The organism is Streptomyces nigra, assembly GCF_003074055.1.
In the GTDB taxonomy this organism is placed as follows: domain Bacteria; phylum Actinomycetota; class Actinomycetes; order Streptomycetales; family Streptomycetaceae; genus Streptomyces; species Streptomyces nigra.
This window is the reverse complement of record NZ_CP029043.1, coordinates 5,602,500-5,619,565: the sequence shown is the minus strand read 5'-3', so window position 1 is coordinate 5,619,565 and position 17,066 is coordinate 5,602,500. Positions and strand designations below refer to the sequence as shown.

At 72.3% G+C, this 17,066-nt stretch carries 17 protein-coding genes; 5 read left to right on the top strand and 12 right to left on the bottom strand.

The window, feature by feature from the left end; all coding sequences use genetic code 11:
- Window positions 1-195 precede the first annotated feature (195 nt).
- The 4 genes from DC008_RS26070 to DC008_RS26055 all read left to right on the top strand — a co-directional run bounded on the left by DC008_RS26070 (window position 196) and on the right by DC008_RS26055 (window position 3,153).
- Window positions 196-1,845, top strand: a complete 1,650-nt coding sequence (locus tag DC008_RS26070) for an FAD-dependent monooxygenase (protein WP_108709023.1) — start codon at window positions 196-198, stop codon at window positions 1,843-1,845.
- 31 nt (window positions 1,846-1,876) lie between these two features.
- Window positions 1,877-2,068, top strand: a complete 192-nt coding sequence (locus DC008_RS36485) for a putative leader peptide (RefSeq protein WP_108709022.1) — start codon at window positions 1,877-1,879, stop codon at window positions 2,066-2,068.
- 91 nt (window positions 2,069-2,159) lie between these two features.
- The gene (locus DC008_RS26060; RefSeq protein ID WP_235072130.1) at window positions 2,160-2,705 is read left to right on the top strand and encodes a cupin domain-containing protein; all 546 of its coding nucleotides are present in this window, start codon (window positions 2,160-2,162) and stop codon (window positions 2,703-2,705) included.
- A 28-nt stretch (window positions 2,706-2,733) separates the two neighbouring features.
- On the top strand, window positions 2,734-3,153 hold the full coding sequence (locus tag DC008_RS26055) for a rhodanese-like domain-containing protein (RefSeq protein ID WP_108709020.1): 420 nt from the start codon (window positions 2,734-2,736) through the stop codon (window positions 3,151-3,153).
- A gap of 146 nt (window positions 3,154-3,299) precedes the next feature.
- Here DC008_RS26055 and recX read toward each other — a convergent pair whose 3' ends face one another.
- The 9 genes from recX to DC008_RS26010 form a co-directional block, all read right to left on the bottom strand.
- A complete protein-coding gene (gene recX, locus DC008_RS26050) occupies window positions 3,300-4,103 on the bottom strand; it encodes a recombination regulator RecX (protein ID WP_235072128.1) in 804 nt (267 codons plus the stop codon).
- 3 nt (window positions 4,104-4,106) lie between these two features.
- Window positions 4,107-5,231: a recombinase RecA gene (recA, locus tag DC008_RS26045; protein WP_108709019.1), complete on the bottom strand. Its 1,125-nt coding sequence runs from the start codon at window positions 5,229-5,231 to the stop codon at window positions 4,107-4,109.
- A 181-nt stretch (window positions 5,232-5,412) separates the two neighbouring features.
- Window positions 5,413-6,807 (bottom strand): AI-2E family transporter, encoded by a 1,395-nt coding sequence (locus DC008_RS26040; protein WP_244221419.1) that lies wholly within the window; start codon window positions 6,805-6,807, stop codon window positions 5,413-5,415.
- Between the two features lie 60 nt (window positions 6,808-6,867).
- Window positions 6,868-7,062 carry a DUF3046 domain-containing protein gene (locus DC008_RS26035; protein ID WP_108709018.1) on the bottom strand — a complete coding sequence of 65 codons (195 nt, stop codon included), beginning with the start codon at window positions 7,060-7,062 and terminating at the stop codon, window positions 6,868-6,870.
- Between the two features lie 222 nt (window positions 7,063-7,284).
- Window positions 7,285-8,367, bottom strand: a complete 1,083-nt coding sequence (locus DC008_RS26030; protein WP_108709017.1) for a lytic polysaccharide monooxygenase auxiliary activity family 9 protein — start codon at window positions 8,365-8,367, stop codon at window positions 7,285-7,287.
- Window positions 8,368-8,468: 101 nt separating this feature from the next.
- Window positions 8,469-10,682: a glycoside hydrolase family 6 protein gene (locus DC008_RS26025; RefSeq protein ID WP_108709016.1), complete on the bottom strand. Its 2,214-nt coding sequence runs from the start codon at window positions 10,680-10,682 to the stop codon at window positions 8,469-8,471.
- Between the two features lie 243 nt (window positions 10,683-10,925).
- Entirely contained in the window at window positions 10,926-11,138 is a 213-nt protein-coding gene (locus DC008_RS35285; RefSeq protein WP_123954039.1) for a hypothetical protein, read from the bottom strand.
- A gap of 112 nt (window positions 11,139-11,250) precedes the next feature.
- Window positions 11,251-12,348 carry a glycoside hydrolase family 12 protein gene (locus tag DC008_RS26015; RefSeq protein ID WP_108710857.1) on the bottom strand — a complete coding sequence of 366 codons (1,098 nt, stop codon included), beginning with the start codon at window positions 12,346-12,348 and terminating at the stop codon, window positions 11,251-11,253.
- A gap of 514 nt (window positions 12,349-12,862) precedes the next feature.
- Complete coding sequence (locus DC008_RS26010; RefSeq protein ID WP_108709014.1) at window positions 12,863-13,876, bottom strand: LacI family DNA-binding transcriptional regulator; 1,014 nt, start codon at window positions 13,874-13,876, stop codon at window positions 12,863-12,865.
- Between the two features lie 206 nt (window positions 13,877-14,082).
- Between DC008_RS26010 and DC008_RS26005 the strand changes: the two genes are divergently transcribed.
- Window positions 14,083-15,018 (top strand): hypothetical protein, encoded by a 936-nt coding sequence (locus DC008_RS26005; protein WP_108709013.1) that lies wholly within the window; start codon window positions 14,083-14,085, stop codon window positions 15,016-15,018.
- Between the two features lie 28 nt (window positions 15,019-15,046).
- Here DC008_RS26005 and DC008_RS26000 read toward each other — a convergent pair whose 3' ends face one another.
- From DC008_RS26000 to DC008_RS25990, 3 genes are all read right to left on the bottom strand, one after another.
- The gene (locus tag DC008_RS26000; protein WP_055622156.1) at window positions 15,047-15,355 is read right to left on the bottom strand and encodes an AzlD domain-containing protein; all 309 of its coding nucleotides are present in this window, start codon (window positions 15,353-15,355) and stop codon (window positions 15,047-15,049) included.
- Complete coding sequence (locus DC008_RS25995; RefSeq protein ID WP_108709012.1) at window positions 15,352-16,107, bottom strand: AzlC family ABC transporter permease; 756 nt, start codon at window positions 16,105-16,107, stop codon at window positions 15,352-15,354. Before DC008_RS25995 ends, DC008_RS26000 begins: the two co-directional genes overlap by 4 nt.
- A gap of 70 nt (window positions 16,108-16,177) precedes the next feature.
- Window positions 16,178-17,029: an AraC family transcriptional regulator gene (locus DC008_RS25990; RefSeq protein WP_108709011.1), complete on the bottom strand. Its 852-nt coding sequence runs from the start codon at window positions 17,027-17,029 to the stop codon at window positions 16,178-16,180.
- Between the last annotated feature and the right edge of the window lie 37 nt (window positions 17,030-17,066).

Genomic DNA, 17,066 nt, shown 5'->3' with positions numbered 1-17,066 from the left:
GCCCTCTCTGCACTCCCGCACCCGCAGGGCCCAGCCGCCCCACCCCATGTCCGATGACATGATCGCCACTGCCTTCCGTCACTTGACGCAAACACTGGCAATGGGTTGCATACGTTCTGTGATCGTGCACCCTGCTCCATCTTCTTGTTCACTCGCGTCCCTCGGGACACCGTTGCGGGCAGGGGGCGCCGCGCCGTGGACCCGGTGATCATCGTCGGCGCGGGGCCCGTCGGGCTCACCCTCGCCCTGGCACTGGCCCGTCAGGACGTGCCCTGCGTCGTGCTCGACGAGGGCCCCGGCAAGGACGAACCCCGTCTCGCCCGCACCGTCGTCCTGCGCGAGGACACCACCGCCCTCGTGGAACGCCTCACCGGCGCCCCCCTCGGCGCGCTCGGCACGCGCTGGGCCGGATGGCGGGCGATGCGGCGCAAGCAGGTGACACGCGAGGTCTCGTTCGAGGACGCCGCCGGGCCCGAGGGCCACCCGAACCCCGCCCCGCTGCACATCGCCCAGCACGCCCTCACCGGCGCCCTCCGCACCGCCCTCGCGAACGAGCCGCTCGTCAAACTCGCCGTGGACAGCCGCCTGGACTCGATGGAGCAGGAGCCCTCCGGAGTCACCGTGCACACCCGCGGCCCGCAGGGCACCTGGTGGCGCGGCAGTTACGTCGTCGGCTGCGACGGCCCCCGCTCGACCGTCCGCAAGCTCCAGGACATCCGCTTCCCCGGCCGCACCGCCGTGGAGCGCCACGCCGTGGCCGCACTCCGCGTGGAACTCCCCTGGAAGGGCCACGGGTTGCTCCACCGGACGCCGCCCTGGCGGACGACCGCCCCCTCGGCCGGCGAGATCACCGGACGCCCGCTCCCCGACGGCGTGTGGCGCCTGGACTGGCTGCTGCCGCCCGGCAAGGACCTCGTCACCCCCGAACTGCTCGTGACGCACATCCGGGAGACGCTCGCCGGCTGGTGCGAGGGCACGACACCGCCGTACGACCTGCTCGACACCGGTGTGCACACCGTCCACCACCGGCTCGCCCGCCGGTGGCGCGCGGGCCGCGTGTTCCTCGCGGGCGACGCCGCGCACTGTCTCGGCACCCTGGGCACCCACGGCCTGGACGAAGGACTGCGCGACGCCGACAACCTCGCCTGGAAACTGGCGTCCGCCTGGCACCACGGCTCGCACGAGGCACTGCTCGACTCCTACCAGACCGAGCGGCGCGCCGCCGTCGCCGCCCGCCTGCGGGCCGCCGACCAGGCCCTGCCGCTGCTGCGCTCCGGCGGCGGGCTGCGGACGCTCGTACCGGGTTCGGCCCGGGGCCACGAAGCCCTGCTCATGGACGGGCACCTGGGCCAGGGCGTCATCGGCGCGCCCGGCACGTACGCCGACTCCCCGCTCGCCCCGGGCGAACTGGAGGGCGAGGTCCCCGTCGACACACCGCGCGGCGCCCCCGTCGCGGACGTGCGGGTCACGGCGGAGGACGGCTCGTTCGCCCAGCTCCGGGACCGGCTCGGGCGCGGCGCGCTGCTGGTCGTCCTGATCGCGCCGGGCACCGGCGTGTGGGACCGCAAGCACTGGGCGACCGCCGGCATCATGCCGCGACTGGCGGCGGCGGTGACGGCCCTGCCGTACCCCGCTGAACTGCTGGTCGCCGAGAGCTATCCGGGAGCGGCCGCGCACTCGGTCCTGCTGGTGCGCCCCGACGGGCATCTCGTGACCGCCCTCGGCGGGGTACGGCCCGCGGACCTCTACGCGGCGGCCGAGACCGCCCTGGGGGGACCGGTCGCGGCGCAGGCACAGGCCGGAGCGGGGGCAGGGGCGGAACGGGCGGGCGCCGGTTCCCGCTGACCCCTGCTCCCCGCCCACTCTCGCTTCCGTCATGCCGACTTCGTACAAGGGAGCGACACTCACCGTCACTGTCCGGTCCGGTCCGCATAGTGACGGTGAGTTGACCGGCCCCGACCGGCGTGGTGTACTCCCGATCGTGACCGACACCTGTGTGCGCCTGTGGCGGAGGGTCCATATGGACCTCGTCCGCTATGCGGGCTGCGTGTGTCGTCCGTCCTGCTGAATTCGCCATTCCCCCGCCGCGCTTCTCAGTGCTCCCCGCATGCCTTTCGCTGCCGCGCGCTCTTCGCGAACTCCCCTCAGGACGGTGTCCCTTGTCTGTCTCCCCTGCCGCCGTTGCCCCCTCCCAGCACACCTCCCCGGCCTCCGCGCCGACGCAGGCCGACCTGCTCGACTTCGTACGGCGTGCCGCGGCCGACGCCGAGTTGATCGCCTCGCTCCCGCTCGACCCCGAGGGCCGCACCTGGGTACGGCTCGAAGGACCCGGTGGCAGCGAGGCCTGGCTGATCGGCTGGCCTCCCGGCACCGGCACCGGCTGGCACGACCACGCCGAGTCGGTCGGTGCGTTCGTCACCGCGTCCGGCGAACTCACCGAGCACTCGCTGGCCGTCCGGCTGCCGTCCGGCGGCTGGAAGACGCTGGAGCTGGCGGACGATGTGAACCGCTCACGCCGGCTCCCGGCCGGCAAGGGCCGCGCCTTCGGCCGTCACCATGTGCACGAGGTCCTCAACGCCTCGACCGAGCAGCACGCCATCTCCGTGCACGCCTACTACCCGCCCCTGCCGCTGATCCGCCGGTTCAGCCGCACCGGTCCCGTCCTGCGCCTGGAGCAGGTCGAGCAGCCGGAAGACTGGCAGTGACGGGGTGGGCGAGCGGAGGGGAGCGACGGTGAGCGCTACGGAGAACGGTGAGGAACGGCCCGTCGGTATCGACGCGTTGCTGGAGCGCGTGCGCGCCGGCTACCAACGGATCGAACCGGCGGACGCCTACGAGGCCTTCGAGGGCGGCGAGGCCCTGCTGGTCGACATCCGGTACGCGGCCCTGCGCGAGCGGGACGGTCTGATCCCCGGCGCGCTGGTCGTCGAGCGCAACGAACTGGAGTGGCGGCTCGACCCTCAGGGCAGCCATCGCGTCCCCGAGGCGACACGTCATGACCTACGGGTCGTGGTGCTCTGCAACGAGGGCTACGCGTCGAGCCTGGCCGCCGAATCGCTCCACCGCCTGGGCCTGCACCGGGCGACGGACCTGGTCGGAGGCTTCCAGGCATGGCGCGCGGCAGGCCTACCGGTGACGCCGGGCCCCTCCTAGGCGCCGACCCGAACCGGCGCCTAGCCAACTCGTACCGGCAGCTGGCTACCCGTACCGGTATCCAGCCATCCCGAACCGGCGCCCGGCCGGCTCACACCCGACCCCTCACACCCGACCCGGTTCCCCGGTCCGTCCCCCCACTCGTCTCAGACCCCCTCGTCCCCCAGAAACTCCGTGTCCTCGCCCTCCTCCTCCAGGGCCTGCCGGACCACCCGCAGGGCCATCCCCTCGGGGTAGCCCTTGCGGGCCAGCATGCCCGCGAGGCGGCGCAGTCGCTTGTCGCGGTCGAGCCCCCGTGTGGAGCGCAGCTTGCGGGCCACGAGTTCGCGGGCGGTCGCCTCCTCCTGCTCGGAGTCGAGCTGGGAGACGGCCTCGTCGATCAGCGCGGAGTCGACGCCCTTGGTGCGCAGTTCCCGCGCGAGCGCCCGTCGGGCGAGCCCCCGGCCGTGGTGCCGGGACTCCACCCAGGCGTCCGCGAACGCGCTGTCGTTGATGAGCCCGACCTCCTCGAACCGCGACAGCACCTCCTCGGCGGCGTCGTCCGGGATCTCCCGCTTGCGCAGGGCGTCGGCGAGCTGCTTCCGCGTGCGCGGGGTCCCGGTGAGCAGGCGCAGGCAGATCGCCCGGGCCCGCTCGACCGGGTCCCCCGGGGGCGTCCCCTCCTCGGCCCTCGACGAGGGTGAGGCGCCACCGTCCTCACCGGACGGCTCCGTACGTCCGCGCCGACGTCGCCCGCGCGGGCCTTCCGGGCCGTCCGATCCCCATGCCCCGCCTGCCCCGCCGCGGTTGCGGCCGCGGCGGGCGCCACGGGGGGCAGCGGCGCCGTCGTACGCCGTGCCGTCCTCCGGCCAGGCTCCGCTGTCGATCCCCCCGTCCGTGTCATGGGCCGTGTTCCCGCCCGGGGCCACCGGGGGGTCGGTGTACTCGGCCCAGTCCGTTCGCCGTGTCACGGATCAGCTCTTGGCAGCCGCGGCCTTGGTCTTGGCCGTCTTGGCCGTCGCCGGGGCGGGCACCGACTTCGCGGCGTCGTCCGAGGCGGTGGCGGCAGCGTCCGTGCCGGTCTCAACGGCGGGCTCCTCCGGACGCACGCCGACGCCCAGCTTCTCCTTGATCTTGCGCTCGATCTCGTTCGCGAGATCGGGGTTGTCCTTCAGGAAATTGCGCGCGTTCTCCTTGCCCTGGCCGAGCTGGTCGCCCTCGTACGTGTACCAGGCGCCGGCCTTGCGGACGAAGCCGTGCTCCACGCCCATGTCGATCAGGCCGCCCTCGCGGGAGATGCCGTGGCCGTAGAGGATGTCGAACTCGGCCTGCTTGAAGGGCGGCGCCACCTTGTTCTTCACGACCTTGCAGCGGGTGCGGTTGCCGACCGCGTCCGTGCCGTCCTTCAGAGTCTCGATACGGCGGATGTCGATGCGCACCGAGGCGTAGAACTTCAGCGCCCGGCCACCGGTCGTGGTCTCCGGGGAGCCGAACATCACGCCGATCTTCTCGCGGAGCTGGTTGATGAAGATCGCCGTCGTCTTGGACTGGTTGAGCGCGCTGGTGATCTTCCGCAGGGCCTGGCTCATCAGACGGGCCTGCAGACCGACGTGGCTGTCGCCCATCTCGCCCTCGATCTCCGCGCGCGGGACGAGCGCGGCGACGGAGTCGATGACGATGAGGTCGAGGGCGCCGGAGCGGACCAGCATGTCCACGATCTCGAGGGCCTGCTCGCCGTTGTCCGGCTGGGACAGGATCAGGTTGTCGATGTCGACGCCGAGCTTCTTGGCGTACTCGGGGTCGAGCGCGTGCTCCGCGTCCACGAACGCGACCTGGCCGCCGGCCTTCTGCGCGTTGGCCACGGCGTGCAGGGTCAGGGTCGTCTTACCGGAGGATTCCGGTCCGTAGATCTCCACCACACGGCCGCGCGGCAGGCCGCCGACGCCGAGGGCGACGTCGAGGGCCGTCGATCCGGTCGGGATGACCTCGATCGGCTCCTTCGACCGCTCGCCCATGCGCATGACCGCGCCCTTGCCGAATTGCCGTTCAATCTGTGCGAGAGCGGCATCCAGGGCCTTCTCGCGGTCGGTTCCTGCCATGGGTTCCACCCGGTTTGCTTGAGTCGATCGCTTCACGTCAAAGACGCTAACGCCTGCCACTGACAACGCGCCCCGACGCCCGTCCAGCCTGTGGATAACTCGGGGACATCTCCCTCGAAACCGTGGCGAAACGCCCACCGAGTGGCCTGCCGGAACCTCCATAAGAATGGATGTTCGATTTTCATGTCAAGCGCGCCACGCCCGCCCGGGCAGCCCCCTCAGAACGACCCCGCGCCGGACTCCCCCGAGCCCCCGGACTCCCCCGAACCTCCGACTTCCCCGGACGATCCCCCGGATTCCCCGGATCCCCGGGAGTCCCACGTTCCGGCCCCTCGTCCCCCGACGGCCGGTCCCCCGACGGCCGGCCCCACGCCTCCCGCATCCGCCCGAGCAGCCCGCGCCCGGCACCCCGGTCCCGGTGTCCGTGGACGCGCGGATCGTCCGTGACGTCGTACCGCTTGACGTAGGCACCCAGGAACGCCTGCAGCGTGGCGACCGCCGGGATGGCGATCAGGGCGCCCACCGCACCCAGCAGGGCGGTGCCGGCGATGACCGACCCGAACGCGACGGCGGGATGGATGTCGACCGTCTTGGAGGTCAGCTTGGGCTGCAGGACGTAGTTCTCGAACTGCTGGTAGACCACGACGAAGATCAGCACCCACAGCGCGTACCAGGGGTCGACCGTGAACGCGATCAGCATGGGCAGGGCGCCCGCGAGATAGGTGCCGATGGTCGGGATGAACTGCGAGACCAGACCCACCCACACGGCGAGCACGGGCGCGTACGGCACGTCCAGACCGGCCAGCAGGATGTAGTGGGCTATGCCCGAGATCAGCGCCATCAGACCGCGCGAGTACAGGTAGCCGCCGGTCTTGTTGACGGCGATCTCCCAGGCCCGCAGCACCTCGGCCTGCCGGGCCGGCGGCAGCACGGAGCACAGGGCACGCCGCAGGCGCGGCCCGTCCGCGGCGAAGTAGAACGAGAACAGCGTGATCGTCAGCAGCTGGAAGAGCCCGCCGAGCACCTGGGCGGAGACGTCCAGGACACCGGTGGCGCTGTTCTGCACGTAGTTGCGCAGCCAGTCGGAGCGGAGCAGGCCCTCCTGGACGTCCACCCGCCGCAGCTCGGTGTTGAAGTGCGTGTTGACCCAGTTGATGACGGAGTCGAGGTACTCCGGGAAGTCCTCGACGATCTTGATGATCTGCCCCGCGAGCATCGATCCCAGCAGGGTCACGAACCCGGCGGACGCGATGATCACGCCGAGGAAGACGACGCCGGTGGCCAGTCCCCGGCGCATGCCGCGGGAGGCCATCCAGCTCACCGCGGGCTCGATGGCGAGGGCCAGGAAGAACGCGATGAGGATGTTGATCAGCAGCCCGGTGAGCTGGTGGAAGGCCCAGCTGCCCAGCTGGAACACACCGACGAGGGCCAGCGTCAGCACCAGGGCGCGCGGCAGCCAGCGCGGCATGCGCGCGTCCGGCCCGGCACCGCCCTCACCCGGGGGCGGGGTGGGAGGTGTCGTGCCGAACGGGGAGTCCTGCCGGGGAAGCCGCCCGGTCTCGTCAGTGCGTGCCACGGAGCAAGTCTCGCCCACGGCGGTGACAATCGGACCCGCCCCTGCGATCTCTGCGACCGGTCAGCGCTTCTCCCCCGGGACGTTCATGACCTCGCAGACCACGCGCCACACGTCCTTGGCGTCCCAGCCGGAGCCCAGCGCCTCGTGCACCGTGCGTCCGCCGAGCTCCGTCATCACGTGATCGCGCGCGAACGTCTCGGCGTATCCCGCACCGAAGTGCTCCGCCATCCGCTCCCAGAAGACCGTCAACCGCATGAGTCCCGCTCCGTACCCGCCATCATCTGCACGTTTCCCATTCTCCACGCCCCCGCTCGTACGCGGAGCCCCGCATGTACGCAGGGTAGAGCCTGGACCTCATCGGCACTCCGCCGTTGGTGAACGGCCGCCGACGCCCTGGCCCCACCCGCCGGCCGGCCGCCCGCGCACACGAGGGCGCCGGCCCCCGGAGGTCGGGAACCGGCGCCGGGGAAGGGCCCGTTACGGGGTGACGCAGCCGATCGAGCCGACGGGCAGGTCGTTGCCGGTGGAGGTGGCGGTGAAGCCGAAGGTGACGCTGCCGTCCGGTGGGATGCTCCGGTTGTGGTCGACGTTCCTGACCGTGACCGTGCCGTCGCTTCCGGTGCTCAGCGTGCCGTTCCACACACTGCTCAGCCGCGTCCCGTTGCCCGGCTGCCAGCGCACGGCCCAGCCGGTGAGCGCGGCCGTGTTGTGGTTCATCACCTCGACGGATCCCTGGAAGCCACCGCTCCAGGAGTTCGTCACGGAGTAGACGGCCATGCAGCCGGTGTGCGGGTCGGTCGGGGTGGGAGTCGGCGTGGGCGTCGGAGTCGGCGTTTCGCCCGAGCCGCGGATACCTGTCACCTCGCCGTTTCCGCCGTCGAAGACGATGTCGGAGCAGGAGAAGAAGTTCTCCTGGCTGTCCGAGCGCACCCACTGGATGAACAGCACCGCGTCACCGGAACGGCCCGCGGGGAGGTTCAGGTTCCAGTGGTAGTGCCCGGACTCGCTGCCCGGCGAGCCCGACTGGGCGGGGTTGGTGACGGTCTGGATGAGTTCCAGGTCGTCCCAGCCCAGCCCGGTGCTGGGCGAGTAGCCGGGCTTGGACAGGTAGACCCGGAAGTCGCCCGGGTGGGCCGCCCAGTTGCTGTACCGGACCTGCATGCTCTTCCCGGAGGTCAGATGCGTGCGGGGCCAGTCGGAGCGGGCGGCGTTGTAGCCCGTGAAGTTGTACGGGGAGCGGTCGCCGGCGCTGCACAGCTTGCCGTCCGGCACGTAACCCGCGCCGCGCCCTCCCGCGTTGGAGTCGAGCACGGCGAACCAGTTGTAGAGAGCCGTCGATCCGCTCTCCGCCAGCGCCGCCTTGCACGCCGGGTTCGTCGGGTCCAGGGCGCCGGTACCGGTCTTGGCGTCCAGATAGCAGAGATAGGTCCGCGATCCGGGCATCATCGCCACCCCGTGCGCCTGCGCGCTGCCCTGCCCGAGCAGGGCCAGGCCGAGCCCGCCGAGCAGGGTGGCGAGCACCGCCGCCCAGGAGAAGAGCCGGTTTCTGCGTCGAACCATGGTGCCTCCTGTCGTTCTGTCGCTGTCCGCTGTGGGGCCCCCGCCCGCCCGGGGTCGTGGTCGCTCCGGGCGGGCGGGGGAGCGTGGGGGAGGTACGCGGATCAGGCGGGGGGTGCGCCCCAGGCCAGGGCACTGCCGAGGTAGCCGGGGATCGCCGGGGCGTCGGTGTAGGTCGTGGCGGTGCCGCGGCTGTGGTCGTCGGTCTCGTCGAACGCGGACCAGTCGGACTTGGCCATCCGGACCTGGATGTCACCGGTGTCGCGGCCCGCGGCGAGGGAGCCGGCCGAGAAGCCGACCTCCAGGTAGGCGTCCGCGCCCGCGACCGGGGAGCTCAGCGGGACGACCCTGAGCTTGACGTTGGAGCAGCCGACCGCGGCGTAGTCGCACCAGGCGCTCACCGTGGACGAGCCGCCGTCCCGGGTGAAGTAGTAGCGGGCGGTCACCCCGGTCAGGTCGAGGGCGGCGCTGCCGGTGTTGGTGATCCGCAGGCCGGGCCGGATGGCGTTGTCGGTGGCCGAGGAGTCGTTGTTCTTGTAGGCGACCTTCAGCCCGCCGGACGGGTCGGGACCGCCGCCGCCCGACTCGGTGGTGACGCTCAGCGCGGTGGAGGCGGCGGAGACGTTCCCGGCCGCGTCGCGGGCCCGCACGGTGTAGCCGTAGGCCGTGGCGGCGCTCAGCCCGGTGTCCGTGTACGTGGTGCCGGCGGTCGTCGAACCCACCCGGGTGCCGTCGCGGTACACGTCGTATCCGGTCACGCCCACGTTGTCGGTGGCCACGGTCCAGGCCAGGGAGACACTGCTCGCGGTCTTGGCGGTGGCGCGCAGGCCGGTGGGGGCGGTCGGGGCCGTGGTGTCGCCCGGGTCGGTGCCGCCCGTCGGCACGGCGGGGTAGGCGTTGCGCACCAGCATCAGGAACTGGTTGTGGAACCAGTGGCCGGCCAGCGGTGCGTCGGGCAGCGCCCCGGTCTTGTTGTTTCCGGCGTTGGACGCGGTGTAGTCGGGGTCGCACATCGGGTCCGCGTGCTTGCCCTCCTCATTGGGGATGTCCTCGCTGGCCCCGTCGGACTCCCCCGGCGGCTTGATCCACAGGAAGGCGTCGAGGTGCGAGTCGGGGTATCCCGAGGGCGCGGCCTGCGGTGGCTGTCCGAGTCCGGCTCCGCTCGTGTTGCACCACAGTCCGCGGTGGGCGCGGCGGTCGACCTTCGACTCGTTGACATAGGTGTCGAGGGAGGTGCTGGTGCTCTCCGCGGTGGGCCGCGCGGTGCCGCCCCAGCCGTTGCGGGAGGTGTCGATCACCAGGCCGGTGGAGGCGGGCCACCCCGCCGAGACCAGCGCCCGGTGCACATTCCTCGTGAAGTCCACCTCGTCGAAGTTCGGGTTCCACTCGTAGTACTTGCCGGACTTGACCGGGTTTCCGCCCACCGTCTTGTCGGGGTCGGTGAGGAACGGCTCCTCCAGCGGCGTGTAGTTGGCGACATTCGTGATCAGCCCGTCGACGCTGCTCAGCCCGGCCGCGGTACCCCGGGCCACCTCGGTGTACTGCTGCACGGTCTGGGTGAGGTTGTTGTCCCAGCCGAGCCAGCCGGAGTGCGCGTAGTCCAGGTACGTGTACACGTTCGGGATCGCGTGCAGCTTGTCCAGGGCGTACTGGACGCCCTTGACGTACAGGCCGCTGCTCTTGGCCTGGGCGCACTCGGGGTCGGAGGTGTTGGTGACCAGATTGGGCAGGCTGTCCGGCTCGATGACCGTGGTGATGCGGATGTCCTGGTACTTCGGGTTCTTCATGACGTCCGCGATGACGTCGATGTACTCGCTCTTGTAGCGGTCCAGACCCGCCTGCGTGAGCGGGAGTTCGCCGCTGGAGGCGAGGGCGGCGCAGTCCCGTCCCGGCAGGTCGTACACCACGAAGGTGGCGGTGATCGGCTGTCCGGGCTTCTTCTGGGCGAGCGCCAGGTCGAGGTGGTCGGCCAGGCTCTTGCGTCCCGCGTTGTCCTCACCGCCGTGGACGGCCGCGATCCGGTCCATCCAGACGGCGGTCGGATAGCTCTTGACCTTCTCCATCTTCGCCTTGAGCGTGGCATCGGAGGTCTGCGTGATGGACGTGTCCACGAGCTCGGCGTAGTCGGGGTTGACGTAGAAGGTCGCCCCCGCGAAGGGGTTGTCGACATGGGCTTCCGCCGCTGCGGCGGGCTGTCCCGCGATCTGGCCCGCCGCCCCGAGCATCAGGGTGGCCAGGGCGGTGGCCAGGGCTGCCGACCTTCGTCGGCGCCTGCGCGGTAACGACGAGGTGCCGTCGGCTCTGGTCGGATCGGTCATCGTGCCCTCCTCGGTGGTGGGTGCGGGTGCGGGAGTGCCGGTCGTGCGTCAGGACCCGGCGCACCGCGGAGCGGGGGGTGCCCCCCGTACCGCTCGCGGTGCCGGCCGGACGAGGTGGTGGCGAGAGGAGCTGGGGTGCTCACGGCCCTGCTCGCGGTGGAGCCGGACGAGTGTGTGGCGAGAGGAGCTGGGGTGCTCCCGGTCCCGTTCGCGGTGCGGCCGGACGAGGCGCTGGCGCCCCGGCTACAGGGCGTCCCGGGCAGCGGCCCGGTCGCCGGGGCCCTGGCAGGCGGCTGCCCGGTCGCCGGGGCCCTGGCAGATGGCGGCCCGGTCGAGCGGGTCCCGGCAGGCAGGGGCGGCGGCCGTCGGGGCCTCACCGGTCGGGGCGAGGGCCGCGGCGCGCGGCACTGCGGCGGTCGGGGGGCCGCGTAACGGCAGGACGGGGCTCGGGCTCATGGGGGGGGTGGGCCTTTCCGGGCGCGGGCCGGAGGGGGGAGAGGGCCTGCCACCGTCGGTGCGGGAAGGCGGGGCAGGCCCGGAGAAGGCCGGTGCGGCGCACCGGCGCCGGTCACGCGCTGGTGCAGGCGGTGCCGTTCAGGCTGAATCCGGTGGGCTTGCCGAACGTGCCGCTGTAAGTGCCCTGGAAGCCGAAGGTCTGGCTGCCCCCGGCGGCGATGCGCGCGTTGTGCGCCGCGGGGCTCGCCGTCACCGCGCCGGAGGAGCCGGACAGGTCGGCGTTCCAGGAGCTGGTGACGCGCTGTCCGGAGGGCAGGGTGAAGCCGAGCCGCCAGTTGTCCACGGCGACGGAACCGGTGTTCTTGACCGTGACGTCGGCGGTGAAGCCGCCCTGCCAGACGTTGGCCGCGTAGGTCACCTGGCAGGCCGTGGCGGGCTCACCGGGGCCGCCCGGGTCACCGCCGCCGCCGACGTTGACGGTGGAGGAGAAGGAGTTCACGGCCAGTCCGGCGCCGTTCTGCCAGGGCTCGAACCCGGCCTGCACACTGGTCAGGTACCAGTCGCTCTGCGCCATGCCCCGGGCGACGGTGTGGTCGACGAAGTCCATGACGTCGAAGCTCCAGGCGCCGATCGCCGAAGGTGCGACGAAGGAGATCACGTCGTTGGAGCCGTTGCTCCCGGTCCACACCTCCCAGGAGCGCCCGCCCACGGAGGCGGTGCCGACCGGAGAGCCGATCGGCTGGATCGACCCGACGCGGTTGAACCAGATCATGATCTCGGTCCGGTTGACGCCGTCGGTGCGGGGCGTCGGGTCCAGCCAGATGTCGTACGAGGCGTTGTAGACGGCGTTCGACACATAGCCGTACGAGATGCTGCTGGGTGCGCTGGAGATGGCGCTGACCCGCGCCGGGAGGGTGGTCCCCGGCGAACAGTTCGTGTAGTGACAGCCGTTGAAGATCGACGGGTACGACTTCGGTGCGCCGTTGGTCGGGACCGAGCCGTCCGCCTGGGTCACCCGGAAGCCGGCGTCGGTGGCGGTGACGCACTGGGCGGCGCTGGTGCCCCAGCGGTTGTTCTGGACGACGTAGCGCCCCTGGACGACGGCCGATCCGAACTGCTCGCAGATCACGGTGTCGGCGGCCTGGGCCGGCGGTGTCGCCACGACGAGCGCCGCTACGGCGGCGAGAGCGGAGAGCAGCGCGGCTAACAGGCCGCGCGCGGTGCCAGGTCGTGTCCGTAAAGTCGCGTCGTCCGCCCGTAGGGCGGGCCGAGCGGCGTCCGGTGCGTGCTCTCGGCGCGCCGGACGGGCTCCCGCGTACTGGTTGTACGCGGGTGGCCGGCCGGTGCGGCGAGAGGGGGTCCCCCCTGCTCGAAGAGCTTGGGGGAGCGTGCCGGGCGTCGAACGGCAGGCGGGACTTTGCGGACACGGCCTAGGGCTGTGCGGTGACGGTCGCATGCGGGTGCCTCTCGGAAGAAGATCCGGACAGGTCGCGTCTCACGGAGGATCCGGACGGATCATTTCGGGAGCGCTCCCACCTCCCACTGATGGGAGCGCTCCCACTCACCATCCGAGTCCGGACTGTAGGAGCCGCGCATGTCCCTGACAACCCCATGCGCAAGGACTGTGGCGACGGATTTCCGAAGCCGCACGTCAGCCCGAGGGCGCGTATGAGACCGCCCGAGGTTTTGGGAGCGCTCCCGAAATGTTGCGGAACAAATGGGGCTCAGGCGGAGCCGCGCACCACCAGTCGCGTGCGCAGGATGACGTGCCGCCACGCCACCTCGGGCTGCTCCATCTCCTCCAGCAGCAGCCGCACCATGGTCCGCCCGATCTCCTCCATCGGCTGGCGGACCGTCGTCAGCGGCGGGTCGGTGTGCTGGGCGAGCGGGAAGTCGTCGAAGCCGATCACCGCGACGTCCTCGGGCACCCGGCGCCCGGCGGCCCGCAGCACGCCCAGCGCTCCGGCGGCCATGGTGTCCGAGGCGGCGAACACGGCGTCGACGTCCGGGTGCCGCTCCAGGAGTTCGGCCGTCGCCCGGCGCCCGCTGCCCTCGCTGAAGTCGCCCTCGACGACCAGCGGCTCCAGACCCGCGTCGGCCAGGGCTTCGCGGTAGCCGCGCAGCCGGCACTGGGTGACGTACATGTCGAGCGGACCGGTGACCGCGCCGATCCTCGTGCGCCCGCCACGCACCAGGTGCTTCACCGCGTCACGGGCACCGCCCACGTTGTCCGCGTCGACGTAGGTGACGTTCTCGTCGCCCGAGCGGCGCCCGAGCAGCACCGTGGGCAGTCCGGCCTCGGCGAGCATGTCCGGCAGCCGGTCCTCGCTGCGTACGGACATCAGCAGGACCCCGTCCACCCGTCCGCCGCGGGCGTACTCCACGAGGCGCCGCCGCTCGGCGCCGGTGCGCACCAGGGTGAGCAGCAGCTGGACCGAGGCATCGGCGAGGGCGTCGCGGACCGACTGGACGATCTCCGCGAAGAAGGGTTCCCCGAACATCCGCCAGTCCCGCTCGGTCATGACCAGCGTCACGGCGTCCGCCCGCCTGCCGGCCAGGGAGCGGGCCGCCAGGTTGGGGACATAGCCCAGTTCGGCGATGGCCCGCTCGACGGTCCGGCGCGTCGAATCCTTCACGCCCGCCGCGTTGTTGACGACCCGCGAGACGGTCCCCCGCCCGACACCGGCCAGGGCCGCGACCTCTTCCAGTGTCGGCGAACCAGGGCGCTGCCTCCCCATAACCACCCCCAAGGGCACCCGATCCTACGGGCCGTGAGCGCGCATGATCGAGGCCCGAGTGACCTGTGAATCCGGGCGAGGGGTCACGGTCCGCGGGCAGGCACCCGTGGCGACCGTCAACCGGACGCGTCCGGTGTCCCGCCCCTGAGAGTGGGCCTTCGCCGCTCCCCCTTGCCGGAACCGCTTTCCGCCCTACGGTCTGACGCATGCCCGAACCAGGAGCCACCCCGCTCAGCCAGGCGCCTCCCCCGGCGCGCTCCGCGCTGTTCCACGCCGAGCAGTTCGTCTGGCTGACCGCGCGCGTGCTGGAACAGCGCCTCTTCGCGTACGACTTCCTGAACGGCGCGGCCGACCCGGTGGAGACCGCGCTGGACGCCTATCGCAACGACGACGGCGGGTACGGCCACGGTCTGGAGCCCGATCTGCGGGGACCGGTCAGCCAGCCGCTGCACACCGGCCGCGCACTGCAGGTGCTGGACGCGATCGGGCGGTGCGGCGGACAGCGGGTGGACCGCGTCTGCCGCTATCTCACGGCGGTCTCGGCACCGGACGGCGCTCTTCCCACGGTCCACCCCAGCCTGCGCGGCTATCCGGCGGCGCCGTCGCTCCCGGTCGTGGAGCCGGCGCCCAGCTCGCTGCTGGCCACGGGGCCGGTGGTCGGTCCGCTGCACCGCAACGAGGTCTGGCACGCGTGGCTGTTCCGGGCGACGGACTTCTGCTGGCAGGCGGTCGAGGCCCTGGAGAAGTCCCATCCGTACGAGGTCGAGGCGGCGCTGGCCTTCCTGGACGCGGCTCCCGACCGCCCGCGCGCGGAGGCGGCCGCCGACCGGCTCGGCCGTCTGGTGCGCGAGCAGCGCCTGGTGGACCCGGACCCGGGCGGCGCCGACGGTTCCCCGCTCGCGGAGGGCGCCACGCATTTCCCGCACGAGTACGCGCGCCGTCCGGACTCCCTCGCGCGCGCGTGGTTCACGGACGACGAGATGGACCGCTCCCTCGACCGGCTCACCCAGGATCAGCGGGAGGACGGCGGCTGGCCGACTCGCCGCCACCCTTGGGCGCCCGGGATCGCCCTGGAGACCCGCCCCATGGCGACGATCGAGGCTCTGCGCACCCTCAGGGCGTACGGCCGCCACATCGGCTGACCGCCGCCCCTGTCGAAGACATTCATGGTCAGCCCCCGATGGCCCGTACCCCCGCCGTCACCAGGACGGCCGCCGCGACGACGAGCAGGAAGGGCGCCCGCAGGATCAGCATGACGGCGGCAGCGGCGAGCCCCGCCACACGCGCGTCCAGAACGAGTTCCCGGCCGTCGGCGAAGGTCTGCTGGGCGGTGAGCGCCGCCAGCAGGGCGACCGGCAGCAGCGCGGCGAGTCGCCGCACGAGGGGCCGTTCCAGAGCGCCCGCGGGCACGAGGAGCCCGATGAGCTTGACGGCGTAGCAGCCGAGCGCGGTGGCGGCGATCGCGATCCAGACGTTCATCGTCCCTCCTCCCGGGCGTCGCCCGGCTCTTGTTCATCGCGCCGCTCCTGTACGTCGCCCCGGCGGCGCCCCCGCGCCCACAGCACGACCGGCGCCGCCAGCGCGGCCACGAGGACCGGCACTCCGGCGGGCAGCACGGGCAGCAGTCCCAGCCCCAGCACCACGGCCAGCCCCGCGACGGCACGCTCGGTCGTGGACTTGAGCATCGGCGCGAGCAGGGCGAGGAACACGGCGGGCCCGGCCGCGTCGAGCCCCCAGGCGTCGGTGTCGCCGATGGCCTCGGCCCCGAGGGCGCCGAGCAGGGTCGTGAGGTTCCACAGCACGTACAGGCTGAGCCCGGTCACCAGGAAGCCGATGCGGGCACTGCGCCGGGTCGGCTGTGCCAGCGTGACGGCCGTCGTCTCGTCGATCACCCACTGCGCGGCGAACGGCCGCACCGCGCGCGTGAGGCGCAGCACCTGGGACAGGCGCAGCCCGTAGAAGGCGTTGCGCACCCCCAGGAAGAAGGCGCCGGCGGCCGCGGTCAGAGGGCTGCCGCCCGCCGCGAGCGCCCCGACGAGCGCGAACTGGGAGGCGCCCGTGAAGACCAGGAGGCTGAGCGCGCAGGTCTGGGCGAGGGTGAGGCCGCTGCCCGCGGACGTCACCCCGAAGGCGAAGCCGGACAGCCCGACGGCGACGCCCACGCCGAGGGCGTCCCGCACCACGGCGGCGTCGGGCTTGCTCCGCCCGCCGTCGGGGTCCCCGTCCCGCACGGGGCTCGGGTTCGGGACCGGATCTGCACCGGGTTCTGCGATGAGTTTCCGTTCTGACACGTCCGCAACGCTAGGACGGCTCCCGCCAGGCGTCTTGTACGTTCTTGCGCTCGCGCTGGTAGGCGCCGGGCGGTACGCCGACGATACGGCTGAAGTGCCGGTTCAGGTGGGGCTGGTCCGTGAAGCCGACGGCGAGCGCGGCCTCGGCGGGTGAGACGCCGGCGTCCAGCATCCGGCGGGCGCGCCGCACGCGCGCGTCGGTCAGCCAGGTGTGCGGCGGCATCCCATAGGTGTCCCGGAACGCCCGCAGCAGGGCGAACGGGCCGGTGCCCAGGTCGCCGGCGAGCTTCTCCAGGCTGGGCGGCTCGGCCATGCGCAGTTCGAGCACCTCACGCGCGCGTGCCGCGACGCCGGCGCCCGCCGACCGCACCTCGCGCTGCGGCAGCGGTCCTCCGTTCAACCGCAGCAGCCGCGTCACGGCGACCCGCAGCAGGGTGTCGGCGGCCAGCGCGTTGCCCTCGTCGGCGGCCCGCAGCACCTGGTGCACCAGGGACACCGCGTACGGATCGTCCAGCACGGGCCGTACGAACCCGGGCGTGCCCTTGATCGAGGTCGTCTCGGCGGCGATCTCGGCGACGACCTGCGGGGAGGGGTAGACAGCCCCGTAGCGCCAGCCCTCGGGGACGCCGGCCCGTCCGGTGTGCGGGGTGTCCGGGTTGACCAGGGCGAGGGTGCCGGCCCCGGCGTACTGGTCGGCGCCCCGGTGGTGGAAGACCTCCACGCCGTCGGCGATGGCGGCGATCACGAAATGCTCGTGGGTGTGCCGGACGAACGCCTTGCGGATGTAGTGGGCGCGCAGCAGGTCGACGCCGGGCAGCTCGGCGTACCGCCAGTGCCGCGCCCTCTCGCCCTGCCCCGCCATGTCTCCATTGTCCGTGACCTGCGGTGCTCCCTCGCCC